This window comes from Desulfotomaculum sp., from assembly GCF_982386235.1.
On the sequence record NZ_CEVWQM010000040.1, the window covers coordinates 1 to 19,863 of the forward strand.

The following is a 19,863-nucleotide window of genomic DNA, read 5'->3' on the forward strand; positions in this document are numbered from 1 at the left end:
CTGCGGACCGCCGGTAATGATTAAATTTACCATGCCGGTACTGGTAGAATGCGGTTTTACCCCAGAGCGTATCATCATGAGCCTAGAGAACAGGATGAAGTGTGGTATTGGTATGTGCGGTCGTTGCAACGTAGGCAGCAAGTATGTTTGCAAGGATGGCCCCGTATTTACCAAGGAGCAGTTGGATAAGCTGCCCAACGAGTACTAATCAATAAAAGCAATTAAAGGGAGTGTCGCAGTCTACGTTTAGTAGTGAGCGACACTCCTTCGTTACTACGCATTAGCCATTAGCTGTTAGCCATTAGCCCAAAAACTAAAAGCTAAGAGCTAAGAGCTAAAGGCCAAAGAAACCAAGGTGCTTGGCACCATCGAATGATTATCATTTTTTTGGATAGGATAACGAAGGGCTAAAAGCTAAAAGGAGAAACCGTGGTGGAGCCAAAAATTCAGGAAATGATTAATGCTGTCAATGAAAATCCCTTTGGCAAGATGTTGAATATTGAGCTGACGGAGCTAAACACAGGTGAATCTTCTGTTGAAATTACGGTGCTGCCGCATCATCTGAATCCTCATGGGACACTGCATGGTGGAGTGATGGCTACGATGGCTGATATTGCCATGGGAGTTGCTGTGCGTACCCTTGGCAAGGTAGGTATGACCATAAATTTAAACACGAATTTCATAGCCACTGCCCTCCTAGGTGAGCGCGTGATTGCCCGGGGGAAAGTGGTTCATGATGGTAACTCGATCGCTTCCGTGGAATGCACGGTATCGAGGGGGGAAGATATCCTTGCACGGTCCACCGGAGTATGGTATCTACTCAAAAACAAATAATCAGACAGCGTGGATGAACTAGCAATAAAAACAAAGCCTAAAAATAAGGGAGTGTCGAGGCTACTGCGGTAGCTTGTGACACTTCTTTTTTTGTTTGAATAAAGGGGCCTTAAAAAGTACAAAAAGGTAGTGTCACGGAAGGAATCTTAAAAAAAAAATCGAATTAATAAATAAACGGGATATCATCCCGTAATACGGGATGTCCTTACCAAAATAGAATATAAGGGGTATGTAATGAGTAACGAAATATATGTCAAAGCCGTCCTGAAGGCCTTGGATATACTGGAGCATCTCGGAAAAGGCAATCAGGAAAGGGGCTGCTTAGAAATTGGCAGACAATTGAACATGCCAAGCAGTACAGCTCATAGACTCCTGGCTACTTTGGAAATGAGGGGCTATGTCCGACAGAATACTGCCACCGGAGGCTATCGGTTAGGGTCAAGGGTTCTTGACTTGCAGGAACGAGTAGCCAAAGACCTTGACATTAAGCAGATTGCACAGCCCTATTTACTTGAATTGGCTCAGCTAACGAGGGAAGGTTGTAATTTAGGAATATTAGATGACAAAGAGGTTGTACACATAAAAAGGGTTGAAAGCCCGGAAGTGATTAGGGCCAGTATTAGGACCTTACGCTTTAGTGCATTTACATCTGCCATTGGGCAACTTCTATTGGCTTATCTGCCCGAGGGACAGTTGGCAGGGCTGCTCCCCGAAGAATTGCCGGCTCAAACCCCAAACTCAATCACGGATAAGAAAGCCTTTTTAGACCGCATTCAACAAATCAAGAAACAGGGATTTAGCGTAGATAATGAGGAAGGTTTTATCGGGGTGAGGGCAGTGGCAGTACCCATTTTAAATCATAGAGGGAAGGTGATAGCTGGTTTAGGAGTAATCGGACCCACTGAAAGAATGGATTTGGAGAAAATAGAAGAATGCAGGTTATTATTGTCTGAAGCTGCTGCCAACATATCCAGAGAACTGGGTTATGACGAAGGTAATGATTATTAGCAATACGATAGAGAGAGATAACAAAATGAGGAGTGTTCAATATGAAAGTTTTAGCAGCAGACCCCAACAAATGTTTAGGATGCAGGATTTGTGAGCAATGGTGCAGCATGTTCCACTTTCGGGTGAATAACCCCAAAAAGTCCAGGATATCTGTGGTTAGAAGCCATGAGACCTATATGGACTACCCCTTTTCTTGCCAGCAATGTGCAGATACCCCTTGTATTAAGGCATGCCCTGTAAAGATTCAGGCCCTTAGTGTTGATGAAAATACGGGTGCCATCAAAGTAGACGAAGAAAAATGTATTGCCTGTGGCTTATGCGTTAAGGCCTGCCCCAATCAAGCCATCAAAAAGCACCCCACGGAAAAGCACATGTTAATTTGTGACCTTTGTGGCGGAGACCCCCAGTGTGTAAAACACTGTCCGGGAGATGCACTTTTCTATAATTAAAAAGAGGAAAGCAGATCGGCTTGATCATCAAAAGGAGGCAAACGGGATGAGTAAAAAACAAGGTATCGCAGGGCAACTACTACGTGTTGATTTAACAACTAAAACAGTTACCAAAGAAGAACTTTCTATCGAATTATACCTGGCGTATATTGGTGGTCGGGGCATGGCTGCTTATTTTCTAAATAAAGAAGTGGATTCCAAAACCGATGCATTAGGCCCCGACAACAAGTTGATCTTCTTTAACGGACCTTTTTCGGGGACAATGGTGCCAGGCAACAATAAAATAAATGTGGCCTTTAAATCTCCCCTAACGGAGACTTACTCCTATGCACTGGCCGGCGGCCACTTTGGTCCCGAAATAAGATTTGCTGGCTACGACGGGATTATTATTGAAGGCAAATCGGAAGAACCTGTCTACCTGTGGATTAACGATGACAATGTGGAGATTCGCCCGGCGGCTAATCTGTGGGGCAAAACCATTGCAGAAACAGATCACCTTCTGAAAGAAGAATTAGCCAAAGGCAAAGATCCCCATATCCATGTAGCTTGCATTGGCCGTGGTGGAGAAAATCAAGTGAAGCTGGCTTGTATTACTGCCGATGTCTTCCGTGAATTTGGTCGTGGCGGCTGCGGTGCGGTAATGGGTTCTAAGAACTTAAAAGCCATTGCTGTAAAAGGGACCAAGGATGTTGAAGTGGCAGATCCCCAGGGGCTGATGAATCTCGTAGAAAAGGTTCAGCCCAATTTCTCTGTTGTACCAAAAGCGGTTGTCCGTAGGAAACAAGGTACGAACGAACTAGTTGAACATATTAACGGTGCCGGTTTTATGTGTACCAAGAATTTTAGTGAGGGCTATGCAGAGGCCAATAAATTATTTGAAGGGGCTAAATTTAGAGAAGCGGTGGTGTTTAATGATGCTGCTTGCTATTCTTGTGCCATTGCTTGCAGCAAGAATGTAGCCATTGTCTCCACGAAATATGGTGAGGTTAAACTGGAGGGACCGGAATTTGAAACCTTGGGCCTCTTAGGAACCAACTGTGGGTTAACGACCTGGGATGACGTACTAAAGGTGTCTGCTGTCTGTGACGAGGTTGGTTTAGATTCCATTACTGCCGGCGGTTGTGTAGCCCTGGCAATGGAGTGTTTTGAAAAAGGTATTTTAACACGAAAAGAGACCAATGGTTTGGAATTAAAATTTGGCAATGGCGAAGCGATGGTCAAACTGCTATATATGATAGCAAACCGTGAAGGTATTGGGGCTGATTTGGCTGAGGGACCAGTCTATGCGGCGAACAAATGGGGTGCCCCGGAATTGGCCATCCATTCTAAGGGTATGACCCCCGCGGTATATGATCCCCGGGGTGCCAAGGGTATGGCACTAACCTATGCTACTTCACCAAAGGGAGCTCACCATATGGTTGCCCCTGTTTTTGGTGGTGAAATGGCTGCCGGAAATCGATTTGAAGAAGCAGGCAAAGAGACACTGGTTCGCAATACCCAGTTAAATTTCTGTATTGTTGACTCCCTGGGTATTTGTGCAACGATCCAAAATGGCTTTTCCCGGGATGATCAAATAGAAGCCTTTAAATTAGTAACGGGCCAAGAGATTACCCAGGCAAAATTGCTGCTATTTGCAGAAAAGCTCTTTAATATGGAAAGAATGTTTAACGTAAAAAACGGTTTCTCTCGCAAGGACGATACCTTGCCTAAGAGATTTACCGAAGAACCGATGCCCAACGGAGAAAGCAAAGGACAAACTGTTAATTTGGAGATCATGTTAGATAGCTATTATGCCCTGATGCAATGGGATAACAATGGTATCCCCAAAGCGGAAAAATTAAAGGAATTGGGGATAGTCTAAGCTAATTTGGAGGAATTATGATAACCGTTACATTGGAATTTCGGCTCTTAGAAAATAAGATAAAAACGGGTGACCGATCCGTAGCCGAAGGGACAACCATATCCGAGTTACTTCTAAGTAATGGGCTTAAGTGGGAGCAGATTCCCCATCTAACCGTATTGGTGGATGGAAAATATGTTGATTTGGGTCATCAACTAAAGGATGGTAATTTTGTCCGTGTTTTGCCACTGTTAGAAGGGGGCTAAAAGAGCAAAGGATGGTATCAAAAATGGAGTGTTGCCTACTGCTAAAAGTAGTTGGCGCACTCCATTTTTATGCCTGACCCTCATGGAGACGGGACATATTTATTTGTGATATACTGAAAAATACGGTATAAATGAACAGAGATCAAGAGGTGATCCTTTGATATGGAAATAGGAGTAAAATATATTGACAATATAGAGCAGGCTAGGCATGAGATTCAGGCTGTGGGCAGTGATCCTGGTGGTTGGCAGCGCATGGCACCTAAAGCGGTACATCGGGTATTAAAAATAACAGGAGCAAGTCCTACCCAGGCAAATATTATTAAGCAGGAGATGTTGGCAAGGGGAGGAGAGGCGGCGGTGGCCCGTGGGGTGGTAAATCATTCTGTTGAAAAAACAGATGTATTACTCATGGCAACCCTTGGCCAGTACAAAGGTTTTATAAAAAAGCTAAGATTACAGCCCTTTGGCTTAGCAACATTGGCAGCTAGATTGGAAGAAATCCTGCACATATTAGAAGGAAATAAAGTTAGAAAAATGGATTGCCGTGGTAAAGTATTGGAATTTGGTCAAAGGACACTGATCATGGGGATTTTAAATAGTACTCCGGATTCCTTTTCTGATGGCGGACGTTATCTGGAAGTAGAAGCAGCGTTGTCACATGCACTTACCATGGAGGAGGAAGGCGCAGATATTATTGACCTGGGGGGCGTATCCACCAGGCCAGGCTTTTCTGAAATTAGTGAGGATGAAGAAAAGCGCAGAATCATCCCTGTATTGGAAAAAATCCTCCCCAGGGTAGCCGTGCCGATTAGTGTGGATACCTGGCGTGCCAGTGTAGCCAGGGAAGTGTTAGAGGTTGGTGCACATATGATTAATGATCAATGGGCCCTTAGGGGTGACCCAGCCTTGGCCGGGGTTGCTGCCCAGTATCAAGTACCCATCATGCTGATGCATAATGGTACAAGCACAGACTACCATGACCTGATGTTGGATATTGTTTCCTTCCTTGGCAGGGGAATTGAAATGGCAGAAGCAGCAGGTATACGAAGGGAAAACATTATTGTTGATCCCGGTATTGGTTTTGCCAAAACCCATGAGCAGAATCTTGAAACCCTTAGGCGGCTAAAGGAACTTACCGCTCTAGGTTGTCCCATTTTATTAGGAACCTCTCGCAAATCGGTTATCGCCAAAACCCTTAACCTGCCAGTGGACCAACGAGTGGAAGGTACTGGTGCCACAGTGGCTTTGGGTATTGCCTGTGGGGCAGATATTGTAAGGGTACATGATGTAAAGGAAATGGTACGGGTCGTTAGAATGAGTGATGCGATCATAAGGGGGTGTGTTTTTGCGGGATAAAATAATCCTTAAAGGCATGAGATTCTTTGGAAATCATGGTGTTTTTGCGGAAGAGACTAAATTGGGGCAGCGTTTTGAGGTTGATTTGGAGCTGTCATTGAATTTGCAACCAGCAGGTCAAGGGGATGATCTAAGTTTAAGTGTCAGTTATGCTGAAATATATGATATTGTAGAAAAAATTCTAACCGGGCCACCCTTTAAGCTATTAGAAGCGGTGGCTGAGGTAATTGCCCAAAATATCCTGGAGCAGTATGAAAAGATAGAAGAAATTAAGGTTACCCTAAAGAAACCGGAAGCACCGATCAAAGGGATCTTTCAATACATGGCTGTGGAGATTACCAGGAGAAGGGGTTCATGACGATGAGAGTTGCCTATATTGGCCTGGGCAGTAACATGGGTGATAAAAAGGCATATATTCAAAACGCCCTGGAGCAGTTGAGCAAGTACCCCGGGATTCATCTTCTAAGGGCAGCTTCACTTTACGAAAGTGCCCCTTGGGGCTATCCAGACCAAGAGTGGTTTATTAATACAGTGGCCGAGGTGGAAACAAATTTAATCCCAGAAGAGCTTCTCCAAGTGCTGTTAGACATCGAGAAAAAATTAGATAGAACCAGGGAGATCAAATGGGGACCAAGAACGGTCGATTTGGATATTTTGCTTTATGGTCAAGAAACAACCAATCTCCCTCAATTGCAAATTCCTCATCCCCGCATGCATGAAAGAGCCTTTGTACTGGTTCCCTTGGCAGAGCTATGTCCGGAACTGCGATTGCCCCAGGGGCTGGTTAAGGAACTAGCTGTAAAGGCATTAGGGGGGCAAGAGGTGAGGAAGGCAGAGTATTAGCCGTCAGCTATGTCATCCTGAGCGACAGAGAAGGATACTGGCTCTAGCCTCTCAATGTTAGAAAATCCTTTGCTATCGCAAAGGATGAAAAAGATGTATGGAAATAAGATTATGCTTTAGGATACAATTATTAAAGGTTAAAGGTTAAAGGTTAAAGGTTAAAGGCCCACAGCTCCTAAAGCTGAGGGCTATTTTTTTTTACCCACCGCAGGGCTGATTCCTTGTCGACAACAGAACCTGAAGTCTGCTCCTCACATAATTTCTCCAAGAGCAATCCCACCTTTGGACCCTCGGGGATGCCCAGCTTAACCAGGTCGTGGCCCGAAAGATACGGTTTTGGATTAAAGATCGCTTGGTCTTTCAGATATTTTTCAATTAGATCAATGATAAAGCGACGATAGGGTACCAATTCACTGATTCTTTCACTTGAAACGAGGGTGGCAGTTAAATCAGCTAAAGATAGTATAAGGATATCTAAGATATGGTCAGCCAGTGAACGAAATAAACGATATATATTTAAGTTGGAAAAGTCCCTTGCGTTGTATACGTCAAGGGGCAGCATATGATGAAGGATCAAATTTAGCAGTAATTTTCTCTCAGGCCGGGATAATCGAAGTCGTTCTGCCAAAACCTCAGCATAAGGAATACCTGCTTCTGGATGGCCATGAAAAGAAATGCGGCCATTCTTTTGGGTAAAAGCAGTATCTGGCTTTCCCACATCATGAATAAGTGCAGCCAACTTTAAAATTTCAATACGGCTTCTCCCACCGGATAATTCCTGGGTGAAATAAGAAATCAGCGTATCCCCTTCGGGAAAATTGGCAGACAATTCCTTCAGAATCACTTCAAGACACTGATAGGTCCGTAGACAGTGCCGCCAGACATTCTCGGAATGATAGTAATTTTGCTTGGTTTCGGCCATACGACGCTGTCCTGGTAATAAGTACTGCCAAAGGTGCAATTCACGATCCATAAAATCTACCCAGGAAAAGGTCACTGGCAGGCAAAACAGAGCGGATAACTCATGCCAGACCCGTTCGCCGGCAACCTGTTCAATTTGTCGCGCACCCTGTCTAAGCAGTACCATGGTCTCTGGAATAATCATCAGATTAAGTTTGGCAGAGAACCTTAGCCCACGCAGAACCCGTAAAGGGTCCTGTCGAATGGATGTACTAGCGGTTGCCCTTAATAGTCCATTTATTAAATCCTGGCTGCCCCGGGTTGGATCAAATATTTCCTTTTTACAATCTGTCCAGCTCACACCTTTATGGATTGGTAAGGCCATGGCATTGATGGTGAAATCCCGAGCCAACAGATCCTGCTCGAGGGTTTTATTATTTAGAGGACTAAAGTCAAGTTGCCACCGCTTAGTTACCACCCTGATCATTTCGCGATGTTCGTCCAATATAACGAGACTGCCACTATATTGCTCAGCTACTAGCTGGGACAGCTGCAACGTTTTTTCCGTGACAATGAAATCCAAGTCTAGAGGTGCCCGATCCAATAGTAGATCCCTCACGGCACCACCAACCAGATAGGTAGTGATGTTTAACTGACTTGAAGTTTCAGCGATGAAGTCCAGCAAATGCTGCATACAAGAATCACCATCCTGAACAAAACCATCAATCATTTAATTATTTACCCATTTCATAAACTTATACGAATATCTCCTGTACCTATTATATTGCAAACCACGGTGGCGAATCCCAACTAGTTGACAAATTTTTACCGGGTAGGTAGAATTTTTAAAGGGATAGAATAAATTTCTAACTCGGCAGAAAGTATAATTGTAATTGTATGGGGTTTGCCAAATAAAATTGCCAAGATTTACCTTGGCAAGGAGTTGAGTAAATGTCGATTGAGGATAAAATCAGTCAGCTTACAGAGGATATTAAAAAACTGAAAAAAGAACGCAATGCGATTATTTTAGCCCATGTTTACCAACGACCCGAGGTGCAAGAGGTTGCCGATATTATTGGGGATTCCCTGGAATTATCCCGGCGGGCAGCCGCCACCGATGCAGAGGTAATTGTTTTCTGCGGTGTTCATTTTATGGCGGAGAGTGCGGCCATTCTTTCACCCGATAAGATTGTCCTATTGCCGGAGGAAAATGCAGGTTGTCCCATGGCAGATATGGTTACTGCTGAAGAATTACGAGCCAAAAAGAAAGAAATGCCAGAGGCATTGGTGGTTGCCTATGTGAACACCTCCGCTGAGGTTAAAGCCGAGAGTGATATTTGCTGTACTTCTGCCAATGCTGTTAAAATTGTTCAATCAATCCCTGGGGACAAGCCCATTATCTTTATCCCAGATAAAAACTTAGGCGCCTATGTGGCCAATCAAACGGGTCGGCCAATGACCCTGTGGGAAGGTTGGTGCAATACCCATGACTGGGTTACTACGGAGGAAGTAACCAAGGCTAAGCAAGAACACCCGGAAGCGCTGGTATTAATTCATCCAGAATGTCGGCCGGAGGTAGTGGCCATGGCAGACTATGTTTCAAGTACAACGGGATTAATTCGATTTGCCAAAGAAAGCACGGCGAAAGAATTTATTATCGGCACAGAGGCAGGTATTCTACATCAACTATACAAGCAGTGCCCAGGTAAAGAATTTTTCTTGGCCACCAAAAGACTGGTTTGCCCAAATATGAAGGCGACCACTTTAGCAAAGGTTAAGGAGGCATTAGTAACGATGCAGCCCCAGATTACTGTGCCGCCAGAAATTCGTGAAAAATCCCTGAGGTGCCTAGAGAGAATGTTGAGTGTTTAAAAAGTAAATGGTTATGGTAAAGGATAATATTGGGGGGAGTTGTTTTCCGTGTCTAATCGCTACCTGGTTAATTTTGATTCCAGGGATTTACCCCAACAAAAAGCAGAGTATTTGATCATTGGCGGAGGTATTGCAGGTCTTTTTACCGCCTGGGCAGCTGCCCAAACAGGTGCACAAGTAACCCTTTTGACCAAGCGCACGGTTGCTGAAAGCAACACGGACAGAGCCCAGGGGGGTATTGCTGCTGCTTTAGGACAACACGACTCTCCTGAATTACATATGAAAGATACATTAATTGCCGGAGCCGGTCTATGCAGTGCGGATGCTGTAAGAATATTGGTAAATGAAGGACCCAAGAGAGTGAAAGAATTAATTAACATGGGGGCATGCTTTGATCGAACGGGTGATGACCTATGTTTTACCAGGGAAGGTTGCCATAGTCAAGATCGTATACTCCATGCCCAGGGTGATGCCACAGGGGCAGAAATTTTACGCGCCCTTAGCCTGAACGTGGCCTCTTTATCCCGTGTCGAAATTCATGAAAACCAATATGTTGTTGATCTGTTGGTTGAGGATAATATTTGTTATGGTGCCTTGGCGATGGATCAGGTCACTGGGGAATTCCGTATTTTTAGAGGGAAGGCAATTGTTTTAGCAACAGGCGGTTCAGGACGCTTGTATAACTATACCACCAACCCCGAGGTTGCCACTGCCGATGGCATAGCCCTCGCTTATCGGGCTGGTGCTGAGGTTATGGATATGGAATTTATTCAGTTTCATCCAACCTCGTTGGTCCTACCCGATGCACCCCGCTTCTTAATTTCCGAAGCTGTACGGGGAGAAGGGGCTCTATTGCGGGATGCAAGGGGAGAGAGGTTCATGCCTCAGTACCATGGCATGGCTGAACTTGCCCCCCGAGACATTGTGTCCCGTGCGATTTTAAGCGAAATGGCTAAGACGGAAGCCAATTCCGTTTTTCTTGACCTGACCCATTTGGAGGCTGACAGAATAAAGGAACGCTTTCCTACGATAACATTAACTTGTTCGAAGTATGGTTTAGATATTACCAAGGATTTTATACCCGTTGCACCGGCGGCCCATTACATGATGGGTGGCGTGAAAACAGATCTTTGGGGTGAAACAAGTATTCAACGCTTATTCGCCTGTGGTGAGGCTAGCTGTATGGCTGTACATGGTGCCAATCGTTTGGCCAGCAACTCTTTGCTCGATGGTTTGGTTTGGGGTGGTCGAATCGTTCAACGGACAAAGTGTATTTTGGAAGAAGACCTACCCGATGAGCCGGAGTTTTCTTGCCACGATTTATTAGCGACTCCCGAAGTAAATTATTTAAGTTTAAGAAAGAAGTTGCAGCAAATTATGGGTGAAAAAGTAGGTCCGTTACGGACTGCCCAACGCTTAGCCCAGGCATTGGCTTTCTTTGACTCCTGCTCATACCTGGCCCAGTATGAAGTGACTGATACAGCTAAAATGGAAGTCCGCAACATGTTAGAGGTGGGGGCACTGATAACAGAGGCTGCCATGATGCGTTCTGAAAGTAGGGGAGGCCATTTTCGGTTAGACTATCCAGAAACATCGGATCGGTGGCGAAAGCATATTATTCTTAAGTGCAATTAATGGAGGTTCCCCATGAATCTAAATATGATGGATATTAAAAAAATAATTGAAACTTCCCTGGCTGAGGATGTTGGCACCGGGGATATCACAACCAACAGCACGATACCCGCTGATTATCAGACCAAGGCGATTATCTTTGTGAAAGAACCAGGGGTGGTTGCTGGCATACCAGTGGCGGAAGCTGTTTTCCGCCATCTAGCCCCGGAGATCACGTTTACTCCTCAGGTTGAGGATGGTGCCAAATTGGCCGCTGGTGACGTTATTGCAGAGGTGGCAGGAAATGCCCGGGCTATTTTAACGGGTGAACGCTTGGCCTTGAATTTTTTACAAAGAATGAGCGGCATAGCCAGTCGTACGGCATCCTTAGTGGAAAAAATAAAACTTTACCCCGTACGGGTTGTGGATACCCGCAAGACAACCCCTGGCTTACGGATGCTGGAAAAATACGCTGTTCAGGTTGGTGGTGGCTTTAATCACCGTTATGGACTTTATGATGCAGTTTTAATTAAAGATAACCACATTAAAGTTGCCGGGGGTATAACCAAGGCCATCTTAGCAGCCAGGCATAATGTACCCCATACAATTAAAATTGAGGTCGAAGTAGAAAGCCTGGAAGGTGTCACGGAGGCATTGGAAGCCAGGGCGGATATTATTATGCTCGATAATATGGATCATGCTACCATGAGGGAGGCAGTAAAAATGATCGACGGGCGTGCCTTGGTGGAAGCTTCGGGCAGCATAAACGAGGAAACGATCGTTTCAGTTGCCAAGACCGGCGTGGATTTGATATCTGTGGGTGCCCTTACCCATTCTATCAAGTCCTTGGATATTAGTTTGGATATTGGAGAAATAAAGGCGAAAAGTAACCCATAAGTTCTTAAATAAAGTGACAATCCCTCCCCTTGAACTGCGAGATTTTTAGGGGAGGGGTTATTTTGTTTTTTTTTGCCCCGAACGTTAACCTGAAAATAAAGGGTGGTTGACAAATGAGGAGATGTAGGATAATATTTAGCCATTCGTCTTGGCTATAACCATGTACAAAAGAATGTAAGTGTTAATACGTAAAAAGGTGAGATAAATGAATTCCAAACAAAAAATTCTCCGATTACTTAGGGAGGAAGAGCCGGGGTATGTTTCCGGTGAATATATTTGTCAGCAGCTTCAGGTATCCAGAACAGCTATCTGGAAAACCATTGAATCATTGCGCAGCGATGGCTATGACATAGAGGCCAGGCCAAGGGTGGGTTATCGTTTGTTGGCCTCCCCTGAGCTCCTTGACCCGGCAGAATGGTCTGCGTCGATCAAGACACAAATTATCGGGCAGGCGATAAGCTATCACAAAGCAACCACCTCCACCAATGATGTGGCCAAAGATTTAGCCCGCCGGGGGGCGGTAGAGGGAACCGTTGTAGTTACTGAGGAACAAACCAAAGGTCGCGGTAGACTAGGCCGTACCTGGCAGTCCCTGCCCCAGGCTGGACTTTGTTTTTCCGTGATCTTATATCCCAAGGCCAATCCAATGGAAGTGCCGCAATTTACCATGTTAGCAGCAGTGGCAGTGGTCAAGGCCTTAGAGCGCACAGTAGGCCTTAAGGCGAAGGTAAAATGGCCCAATGACGTTTATATTAAGGGTCAAAAGATAGGCGGCATCCTGGCAGAAATGGTAGCGGAGGCTGACAGAGTAAAGTATGTGGTGCTGGGAATCGGCCTGAATGTCAATCAAAGGCAGGAGGAACTGGCAATGATCGGTCAAGGGGCAACTTCTCTGAGGGTCCAGTTAGGAAAACCATTCATTCGCTCTCAGGTATTCGTACCCCTCTTAGAGGAACTGGATGTGCTCTATAACCTCTGGCAACAACAGGGCTTTTTACCCCTAAAAAAAATGTGGCAAGAAGTTGCCTTGTGGGTAGGAGACACCGTACAGGTACTCGACCTACATAACCACTGGCAGGGGGTAATGGAAGGAATCGATGAAAGTGGCGCATTGCTTCTCAGATTACCCAATGGTAACAGCAAGACCTTCTTTTCAGGGGAAGTTTCATTAAGAACGATTAATTAGTGGAGCGAAGTAGGGAGCAGTTTGCTAAAAAGATTAGAAACTTTGTGTCATCCTGGGGGATAGAGCGGACCGTGGATTTAACCCTTCAATGATCGAAAGATCCTTCGCCTTCGCTCAGGATGACATTGCGGAGGCCAGCTCTTTTTTAGTCTAAATGTCAACCTACTAAAATAAAATAGTTAACGAGGGAGAGTGTTTCATTTGCGAATTTCCAGCAGGGAAATAACTTTAGCAGGTTTGATGGCAGCAATCATGGTGATCGTAACAATCATCACCCGAATACCCTTTGTATTGGCAGTGGTGCCCTTTAGTTTGCAACCTTTAATAGCGATACTAGCCGGTTTGCTGTTGGGTGCGCGAATGGGAGCCCTAAGTGTCATTGTTTACTTACTACTAGGTCTAATGGGTCTGCCAGTGTTTGCCACAGAGCCATTTGGCGGTCCTGCCTATGTACTTAAGCCCACCTTTGGTTTTCTTTTGGGTCAAGTGCTGGCTGCCTATACAGCCGGAAAGATTTTTGAAGGCCAGCAAAATAAGGAAATAAAGAATTATTTATTGGCTGCCATGGTTGGCATGGCTGTAATCTATGTGGTTGGCTTACCCTATCTCTATGCCGTGTTAAATTTATATCTTGGAAAACCTGTATCGCTAATGGGAGCCTTAAAAATTGGTTTTCTGCCCTTTGTTGTTTGGGACTTAGTAAAAGCAGTAATTATTGCAGTGCTGGCAAGGTCCATTCATCAACGATTGCCCCGAAATTAGCTAGCAATGCGGAACGACCGCTGTGTCGTTCCGCATTGCTAGCTTTTGCTGTTTGTGTACGGGTAATTGCACTTTGAGTATTAAACTGGTAGAATGTTTCATGAATTCTATAAAAAAAGATATTTCTCAACGGTTTGATCTGAGAACGGCTAGGAGTCTTTGCCAAGGTTATTTAGCCCATGGCTCATGGCCTAAGGCATATGGACATGAGAAAGGTAGGGAACAGTTTGATACTGGCAATTGACGTTGGTAACACGAATATTGTATTTGGCGTTTTTAAAGATAAAGACCTGATGGCTAACTGGCGTTTAGCCACGGACCGCAACCGGACAACGGACGAATATGGAGTCTTGATGAAAGAACTGTTTACCTTAGCCAAAATAAATATAAACTTAATTGAAGGAGTTATTATTTCTTCGGTGGTTCCGCCAGTAAACGGACTGATTGAGTCAATGGTAAAAAAATACTTTAAATTAGATCCTATTATGGTGGGGCCTGGAATTAAAACTGGCATATCCATAAAAACGGAGAACCCTAGGGAAGTAGGGGCCGATCGGATTGTTAATGCGGTGGCCGCCTATGCCCTTTACGGCGGACCTTTAATATTAGTTGACTTTGGGACAGCCACCACCCTTTGCTATGTAACAGCTACGGGAGAATACTTAGGTGGGGTCATTGCCCCGGGCATAGGCATTTCCACGGAGGCCCTCTTTGCTAGGGCTGCGAAATTACCCCGGGTAGAATTAACAAAACCTGCCTCGGTTATCGGTAAAAATACGGTAAGTGCCATGCAAGCCGGGATCATCTTTGGATTTGCAGGGCAAATTGAAATGATTGTTAAGAAGATGAAACAAGAGATGGGATCGGATGCGCAAGTAATAGCAACGGGCGGGTTGGCAGAGATAATTGCCAGGGAGACTCCCGTTATTACTAAAGTTAATCCGACATTAACTTTGACTGGACTTTGTCTTCTTTACGAGAACAACAGGGGAACAAATGGGGGACTGGCCTCGTGAACATAGGTTCCGTAAAACTTGCTAATCATGTCATTGCTGCTCCAATGGCGGGGGTAACCGATAGGGCTTATCGGATAATTGCCAGGGAACAGGGGTGTGGCTTGGCTGTTACTGAAATGGTAAGCGATTTGGCACTGCTTTTTGCTAATCCCAGGACGTACCGCATGTTGGACTTCCGGGGGGAAATAGAACCCCTAAGTGTCCAGATTTTTGGTTCAAATCCTGAAACAATGGCTAAGGCGGCCGCCATTGTTGTGGAAAGAGGGGCAAATATTGTTGATATTAACATGGGCTGTCCCACTCCTAAAATTGTCAAAAATAACGAGGGCAGTGCGCTAATGAGGGAGCCTCAATTGGCTGCTAAAATTACAGAGTCGGTGGTAAAAGCAGTTCCATCGGTTCCTGTGACAGTAAAGTTTCGTAAAGGTTGGGATGAACATTCGGTAAATGCCGTTGAGTTTGCTCGACGGATGGAAGAGTCAGGGGCTGCCGCCGTAGCTGTCCATGGACGTACCAGAAGTCAATTTTATAGCGGCAAGGCAGACTGGGAGATTATAAAAAAGGTTAAAGAAGCCTTACGGATACCTGTTATTGGCAACGGGGATATCTGGTCAGCCCAGGATGCTGCAAGGATGTTAGGGGTTACTGGTTGTGATGGCATCATGGTGGGTCGCGGAGCCATGGGAAATCCTTGGCTATTTCGGGAACTTGTTCATTTCTTAAATACGGGAGAAGTGTTGCCTGGCCCAAATCCCGAGGAAAGAATTAAAACCGCCATCCGCCACTTGGCATTAATGGTGGAATCTAAGGGGGAACAAGTGGCCGTTTTTGAAATGAGAAAACATGCTGCCTGGTATACAAAGGGGATGAGGGGAGCCGCCCGTATACGAGAAATGATCAACAAGGCCCAAAGTAGAAAGGAAATTGAGGAGATTCTTAAAAGTCTACTTTGCGAAGTGTAAAGCTGGGACGGGTTGTTATCCTATGACGAACATGATATAGAGGTAATTAAAGAAGTGCCGCGAAATTACATAATAAAGTAGTTTGTTACGGCACCCCCTTTTTACCATTTTTATTAATGATTGAGGGTTTGTAGGCATATGATTGTAAAGAAATACCCATAATACAGGAACGGGGGGAGCAAAGATGAAAAACTTTGCATTTATTATACACCCATTGGATTGCAGCGATGTTGCCAGGAAGTTTTATTTTACGCGCTATATGCCCGATGCCTTAATTGAAAGGACTTTAAAGCTGCTCCCCCCCATTAAGATTTCGGCCATTACTGGTATTCGTTCCTCAGAGGCGGAGATTGAAGGGTCCTTTATATCTTGCCTGCTTACCGCTAAACAAATGAAAGAATTGCCCCAAGCCTTTGTCCTAAAAAAAATTATTCAAGCGGGGCAATTGGCAGAAAAAATGGGGGCAGATGTAGTGGGTTTGGGGGCTTTTACTAAAGTGGTGGGCGATGCTGGGATCACGGTTGCAAAAAGTTTAAACATACCGGTAACTACCGGCAACAGTTATACGGTTGCCATAGCTCTTGAAGGGGCCAAAAAAGCGGCTCAATTAATGGGTCATGATTTGAAAAAGGCAAGGGTTACCGTAGTAGGTGCCACCGGTTCAATCGGTAGTGTATGTGCCTTATCGCTAGCAAGGGATGTAAATAATTTAACACTGGTAGGCAGGAATGAGCCGAAGCTGCATTTATTGGCGGATCGTATTATGTATGAGACGGGGTTAGCGGCGGAGGTTAGTTCCAATATGAAAGCTGCTTTAACGAAGTCCGATTTGGTAATTACAGTGACCAGTTCAATGGACAACATCATTCAGCCAGAGGACCTAAAGCCAGGAGCGGTGGTTTGTGATGTGGCTAGGCCAAGGGATGTTTCTCGACGAGTGATTGAGGAACGGGATGATGTATTAGTTATTGAGGGGGGTATTGTGGAGGTACCAGGGGATGTGAATTTTAATTTTAATTTTGGTTTTCCCCCAAAAACGGCCTACGCCTGTATGGCAGAAACCATGATTCTTGCACTGGAAGGAAAAATGGAGAGCTATACCCTGGGGAGAGACCTCACCCTTAAACAAGTTGAAGATATCTTCCGACTGGGGCAAAAACATGGCTTTAAATTAGCCGGTTTTAGAAGTTTTGAAAAACCCATATCCGAAGAAGAAATTAATTTAATAAAACGGCGGGCCATCATAAAGGTGTCCTAACAATTTTAATGGTTTCTCTAATGAATCCTTGACAAATAATTAGTGGTGTTTTTATAATGTACAGGAACAAGACCCAGAAAGGAAGCACTGCAATTGGCATCACCTTTTGCAGTGCTTTAACTGTAGATAGGCTTATTGCTAAGAATTGCTAATAAAAAAGAGATAAAATAGTGATGGAGAGACAAGGAGAATCGGAATGAAAGAAAAAGATGTAATGCTTACAGTAACTGGTTTAAAGCAGTTGGAGGATGAGTTAAACCAACTAAAGACTGTAAAAAGACGCCAAGTTGCGGAGCGGATTAAACAAGCCATTGAATTTGGAGATATCAGTGAGAACTCGGAATATGAAGATGCCAAAAATGAGCAGGCCTTTATTGAAGGTCGTATCTTAACGCTTGAAAAGATGTTGCGTAATGCCAAATTAATTGATGATGAAAACCTAGATAATGACGTTGTGTCCCTAGGGTCCAAAGTCGTTTTAAAGGATCTTGAATTTGGTGATAGGTTAGAATACACTCTGGTGGGATCTGTTGAAGCAGACCCGGATGCAAATAAAATATCCAATGAATCTCCGGTAGGTAAGGCTATTTTAGGACAACCCAAGGGGAACATTGTGGAAGTAAATGTTCCGGCAGGCGTTTTAAAATACGAAATTGTTGACATTTTGAGGTAGCGTTTGGGGGTTTTTGTTAATGGCAGATATTAATAATAAAAATTTAGATCCGTCGGCTCCGGGTGAACCGGAGGCCGGCCAAACCACTGTAGAAGATCTCAATGAACTTATGAAAGTTCGCAGGGATAAACTGCAGGAACTTATTGCCCAAGGGGTGGAGCCCTTTGGACAAAAATATGAGCAGACCCACTATACCGCTGATATTATTGATCAGTTTGATGCGATGGATGGACATGCTGTGGTCATAGCTGGTCGTATTATGGCTAAACGGGTAATGGGCAAAGCTAGCTTTGCTAACGTACAGGACAGCAAGGGCAATATTCAGGTATATGCCAGATTGGACGATCTAGGGGCAGATGATTACGCCCGTTTTGAAAAGCTTGATATCGGGGATATGATTGGTTGTTCAGGAAAAGTCTTTAAAACCCGTAAGGGAGAAATCACTGTACATATTGACAATTACAAAATTTTGGCTAAGTCCTTACGTCCCCTGCCGGAAAAATGGCATGGTCTAAAGGATGTTGATTTGCGGTATCGCCAACGGTATGTAGATCTGATTGTTAATCCAGAAGTAAAACAAACCTTTATTACCCGTAGCAAAGTGGTAAGGGGCATTCGTAACTATTTAGATCAAAAGGGATTCCTAGAAGTAGAAACTCCCATGATGCATCCCATAGCAGGCGGGGCCAGTGCACGTCCTTTTATTACACATCATAATACCTTAGATATGAACCTCTTTATGCGGATTGCTCCAGAACTTTACCTTAAACGTTTATTGGTAGGTGGATTTGATAAGGTTTACGAAATCAATCGAAATTTTCGTAATGAAGGTATTTCCACCAGACACAATCCCGAATTTACGATGATTGAATTGTATCAAGCCTATGCAGATTATAAGGACATGATGGATCTTACAGAGGATCTGATTTCCCAGGTTGCACAGGAGGTACTTGGTACAGCAACAATAGAATATGAGGGCACGGAAATAAGTCTGGCCAAACCCTGGCGGCGGGTTCCCATGTTAGAAATCGTTAAGGAACATTCGGGATTGGATTTTACCCAGCTAAAGACTGCCCAGGAGGCTTATGAGGCTGCCAAGGGTTTAGGTTTGGCGATCGAATCAGGTGCCTCTTGGGGGGATATTCTCAATACTGTGTTTGAGGAAAAGGTAGAGGACAAGCTAATCCAACCGACCTTTGTAATTGATTATCCCGTTGATATATCACCCCTAGCCAAACGGCAGCAGGAAAACCCAGAACTAACCTACCGCTTTGAATTATTTATTTATGGCAGGGAATTGGCCAATGCCTTCTCCGAGCTTAACGATCCCATTGATCAAAAGGGTAGATTTATGAAACAAGTAGAAAAAAGACAAGCCGGTGATGAAGAGGCCCAGATGTATGATGAAGATTACATTCACGCCTTGGAGTATGGGATGCCACCTGCCGGGGGCTTAGGCATCGGAATTGACCGTCTGGTGATGCTTTTAACCAATTCATCATCTATTCGGGACGTTATTTTATTCCCCCTGATGAGACCCAGGGAATCCTAAAACTCGATTAAATATAAGCTTTGACATTAACTGCCGGGAGTGATAATATATATTTTGTCTCCCGGCAGACAAAGTCGGACAAAGACAGGAAAAAACTGTCACTGGACAAAGGACAACGATAAGTGTATAATAAAAAACTGCGATCAAGACGACAGCATTGTTGTTAAAAAACATTATGAAATAAATCTTGACACGGAATCTTCAATATGGTAACATTTCAAATCGAGGGCAAGCAATGCCTCGGCAAAACCGGTCTTTGAAAACTAAACAGCAGATGATGGATGAAAAACAGGTCAAGTCAAAAGTCATCGTTAAGATGAAACTAAGACGACCACAAAAAACATCCTCGTCAAGCGTTATAAAAAGACGCTAGCGAGTAAATCTAGGATAAAAAGAGCCAAAACTCTTCCCTTTACAGGACGAGTAAGATATTGCAAGATATTTTACGGAGAGTTTGATCCTGGCTCAGGACGAACGCTGGCGGCGTGCCTAACACATGCAAGTCGAACGGAGTATAAAAGGAAGCTTGCGAATTTTATACTTAGTGGCGGACGGGTGAGTAACGCGTGGATAACCTG

20 protein-coding genes and 1 rRNA gene are annotated in these 19,863 nt (G+C 44.5%); 20 read left to right on the plus strand and 1 reads right to left on the minus strand.

Features of this window, described 5'->3' with window-relative positions:
* From AC1U9Z_RS16825 to folK, 9 genes are all read left to right on the plus strand, one after another.
* Window positions 1-208: iron-sulfur cluster-binding protein (locus AC1U9Z_RS16825; protein ID WP_479958406.1), on the plus strand; the 208-nt coding region annotated here is incomplete at its 5' end.
* A gap of 224 nt (window positions 209-432) precedes the next feature.
* Window positions 433-834 carry a PaaI family thioesterase gene (locus tag AC1U9Z_RS16830; protein ID WP_333529301.1) on the plus strand — a complete coding sequence of 134 codons (402 nt, stop codon included), beginning with the start codon at window positions 433-435 and terminating at the stop codon, window positions 832-834.
* 234 nt (window positions 835-1,068) lie between these two features.
* Window positions 1,069-1,842 (plus strand): IclR family transcriptional regulator, encoded by a 774-nt coding sequence (locus tag AC1U9Z_RS16835; RefSeq protein WP_333529300.1) that lies wholly within the window; start codon window positions 1,069-1,071, stop codon window positions 1,840-1,842.
* Window positions 1,843-1,883: 41 nt separating this feature from the next.
* Window positions 1,884-2,291, plus strand: a complete 408-nt coding sequence (locus AC1U9Z_RS16840; RefSeq protein ID WP_333529299.1) for a 4Fe-4S dicluster domain-containing protein — start codon at window positions 1,884-1,886, stop codon at window positions 2,289-2,291.
* A 46-nt stretch (window positions 2,292-2,337) separates the two neighbouring features.
* Complete coding sequence (locus AC1U9Z_RS16845; RefSeq protein WP_479958407.1) at window positions 2,338-4,152, plus strand: aldehyde ferredoxin oxidoreductase family protein; 1,815 nt, start codon at window positions 2,338-2,340, stop codon at window positions 4,150-4,152.
* Window positions 4,153-4,169: 17 nt separating this feature from the next.
* Window positions 4,170-4,397: a MoaD/ThiS family protein gene (locus AC1U9Z_RS16850; protein ID WP_333529297.1), complete on the plus strand. Its 228-nt coding sequence runs from the start codon at window positions 4,170-4,172 to the stop codon at window positions 4,395-4,397.
* A 162-nt stretch (window positions 4,398-4,559) separates the two neighbouring features.
* On the plus strand, window positions 4,560-5,753 hold the full coding sequence (gene folP, locus AC1U9Z_RS16855; protein WP_479958408.1) for a dihydropteroate synthase: 1,194 nt from the start codon (window positions 4,560-4,562) through the stop codon (window positions 5,751-5,753).
* Complete coding sequence (gene folB / locus AC1U9Z_RS16860) at window positions 5,737-6,111, plus strand: dihydroneopterin aldolase (RefSeq protein ID WP_479958409.1); 375 nt, start codon at window positions 5,737-5,739, stop codon at window positions 6,109-6,111. The genes folP and folB overlap by 17 nt, the downstream gene beginning before the upstream one ends.
* Window positions 6,112-6,113: 2 nt before the next feature.
* Window positions 6,114-6,596: a 2-amino-4-hydroxy-6-hydroxymethyldihydropteridine diphosphokinase gene (gene folK, locus AC1U9Z_RS16865; RefSeq protein WP_479958413.1), complete on the plus strand. Its 483-nt coding sequence runs from the start codon at window positions 6,114-6,116 to the stop codon at window positions 6,594-6,596.
* 175 nt (window positions 6,597-6,771) lie between these two features.
* On the opposite strand, the gene AC1U9Z_RS16870 is transcribed toward folK, so the two are convergent.
* Window positions 6,772-8,226, minus strand: coding sequence for a CCA tRNA nucleotidyltransferase (locus tag AC1U9Z_RS16870; protein ID WP_479958410.1), 1,455 nt, complete (start codon window positions 8,224-8,226; stop codon window positions 6,772-6,774).
* A gap of 221 nt (window positions 8,227-8,447) precedes the next feature.
* On the opposite strand from AC1U9Z_RS16870, the gene nadA reads away from it, so the two are divergent.
* From nadA to AC1U9Z_RS16925, 11 genes are all read left to right on the plus strand, one after another.
* Window positions 8,448-9,368: a quinolinate synthase NadA gene (gene nadA / locus AC1U9Z_RS16875; protein ID WP_479958411.1), complete on the plus strand. Its 921-nt coding sequence runs from the start codon at window positions 8,448-8,450 to the stop codon at window positions 9,366-9,368.
* Between the two features lie 48 nt (window positions 9,369-9,416).
* On the plus strand, window positions 9,417-11,003 hold the full coding sequence (nadB, locus tag AC1U9Z_RS16880; RefSeq protein ID WP_333529291.1) for an L-aspartate oxidase: 1,587 nt from the start codon (window positions 9,417-9,419) through the stop codon (window positions 11,001-11,003).
* A gap of 12 nt (window positions 11,004-11,015) precedes the next feature.
* Window positions 11,016-11,876, plus strand: a complete 861-nt coding sequence (nadC, locus tag AC1U9Z_RS16885; protein ID WP_479958412.1) for a carboxylating nicotinate-nucleotide diphosphorylase — start codon at window positions 11,016-11,018, stop codon at window positions 11,874-11,876.
* Window positions 11,877-12,081: 205 nt separating this feature from the next.
* Window positions 12,082-13,062: a biotin--[acetyl-CoA-carboxylase] ligase gene (locus AC1U9Z_RS16890; RefSeq protein WP_333529289.1), complete on the plus strand. Its 981-nt coding sequence runs from the start codon at window positions 12,082-12,084 to the stop codon at window positions 13,060-13,062.
* Between the two features lie 201 nt (window positions 13,063-13,263).
* Window positions 13,264-13,824 (plus strand): biotin transporter BioY, encoded by a 561-nt coding sequence (locus tag AC1U9Z_RS16895; RefSeq protein ID WP_333529288.1) that lies wholly within the window; start codon window positions 13,264-13,266, stop codon window positions 13,822-13,824.
* 227 nt (window positions 13,825-14,051) lie between these two features.
* The gene (locus tag AC1U9Z_RS16900) at window positions 14,052-14,840 is read left to right on the plus strand and encodes a type III pantothenate kinase (RefSeq protein WP_333529287.1); all 789 of its coding nucleotides are present in this window, start codon (window positions 14,052-14,054) and stop codon (window positions 14,838-14,840) included.
* Window positions 14,837-15,802: a tRNA dihydrouridine synthase DusB gene (gene dusB, locus AC1U9Z_RS16905; protein WP_333529286.1), complete on the plus strand. Its 966-nt coding sequence runs from the start codon at window positions 14,837-14,839 to the stop codon at window positions 15,800-15,802. The genes AC1U9Z_RS16900 and dusB overlap by 4 nt, the downstream gene beginning before the upstream one ends.
* A 184-nt stretch (window positions 15,803-15,986) precedes the next feature.
* Window positions 15,987-17,060 carry a shikimate dehydrogenase gene (locus tag AC1U9Z_RS16910; protein ID WP_333529285.1) on the plus strand — a complete coding sequence of 358 codons (1,074 nt, stop codon included), beginning with the start codon at window positions 15,987-15,989 and terminating at the stop codon, window positions 17,058-17,060.
* A 196-nt stretch (window positions 17,061-17,256) separates the two neighbouring features.
* Window positions 17,257-17,733 carry a transcription elongation factor GreA gene (gene greA, locus AC1U9Z_RS16915; RefSeq protein ID WP_333529284.1) on the plus strand — a complete coding sequence of 159 codons (477 nt, stop codon included), beginning with the start codon at window positions 17,257-17,259 and terminating at the stop codon, window positions 17,731-17,733.
* Window positions 17,734-17,752: 19 nt separating this feature from the next.
* Entirely contained in the window at window positions 17,753-19,285 is a 1,533-nt protein-coding gene (gene lysS, locus AC1U9Z_RS16920; RefSeq protein ID WP_333529283.1) for a lysine--tRNA ligase, read from the plus strand.
* Between the two features lie 442 nt (window positions 19,286-19,727).
* A 16S ribosomal RNA gene (locus tag AC1U9Z_RS16925) occupies window positions 19,728-19,863 on the plus strand; the annotation flags it as partial.

What these genes read in the sequence shown, in the direction of transcription:
- AC1U9Z_RS16840 (WP_333529299.1), top strand. Translation starts at nt 1,884, where the DNA reads ATGAAAGTTTTAGCAGCAGACCCCAACAAATGTTTAGGATGCAGGATT.
- AC1U9Z_RS16890 (WP_333529289.1), top strand. Translation starts at nt 12,082, where the DNA reads ATGAATTCCAAACAAAAAATTCTCCGATTACTTAGGGAGGAAGAGCCG.
- AC1U9Z_RS16910 (WP_333529285.1), top strand. Translation starts at nt 15,987, where the DNA reads ATGAAAAACTTTGCATTTATTATACACCCATTGGATTGCAGCGATGTT.
- lysS (WP_333529283.1), top strand. Translation starts at nt 17,753, where the DNA reads ATGGCAGATATTAATAATAAAAATTTAGATCCGTCGGCTCCGGGTGAA.
- nadA (WP_479958411.1), top strand. Translation starts at nt 8,448, where the DNA reads ATGTCGATTGAGGATAAAATCAGTCAGCTTACAGAGGATATTAAAAAA.
- AC1U9Z_RS16835 (WP_333529300.1), top strand. Translation starts at nt 1,069, where the DNA reads ATGAGTAACGAAATATATGTCAAAGCCGTCCTGAAGGCCTTGGATATA.
- AC1U9Z_RS16870 (WP_479958410.1), bottom strand. Translation starts at nt 8,226, where the DNA reads ATGATTGATGGTTTTGTTCAGGATGGTGATTCTTGTATGCAGCATTTG.
- AC1U9Z_RS16850 (WP_333529297.1), top strand. Translation starts at nt 4,170, where the DNA reads ATGATAACCGTTACATTGGAATTTCGGCTCTTAGAAAATAAGATAAAA.
- AC1U9Z_RS16845 (WP_479958407.1), top strand. Translation starts at nt 2,338, where the DNA reads ATGAGTAAAAAACAAGGTATCGCAGGGCAACTACTACGTGTTGATTTA.
- greA (WP_333529284.1), top strand. Translation starts at nt 17,257, where the DNA reads ATGAAAGAAAAAGATGTAATGCTTACAGTAACTGGTTTAAAGCAGTTG.
- folK (WP_479958413.1), top strand. Translation starts at nt 6,114, where the DNA reads ATGAGAGTTGCCTATATTGGCCTGGGCAGTAACATGGGTGATAAAAAG.
- folP (WP_479958408.1), top strand. Translation starts at nt 4,560, where the DNA reads ATGGAAATAGGAGTAAAATATATTGACAATATAGAGCAGGCTAGGCAT.
- nadC (WP_479958412.1), top strand. Translation starts at nt 11,016, where the DNA reads ATGAATCTAAATATGATGGATATTAAAAAAATAATTGAAACTTCCCTG.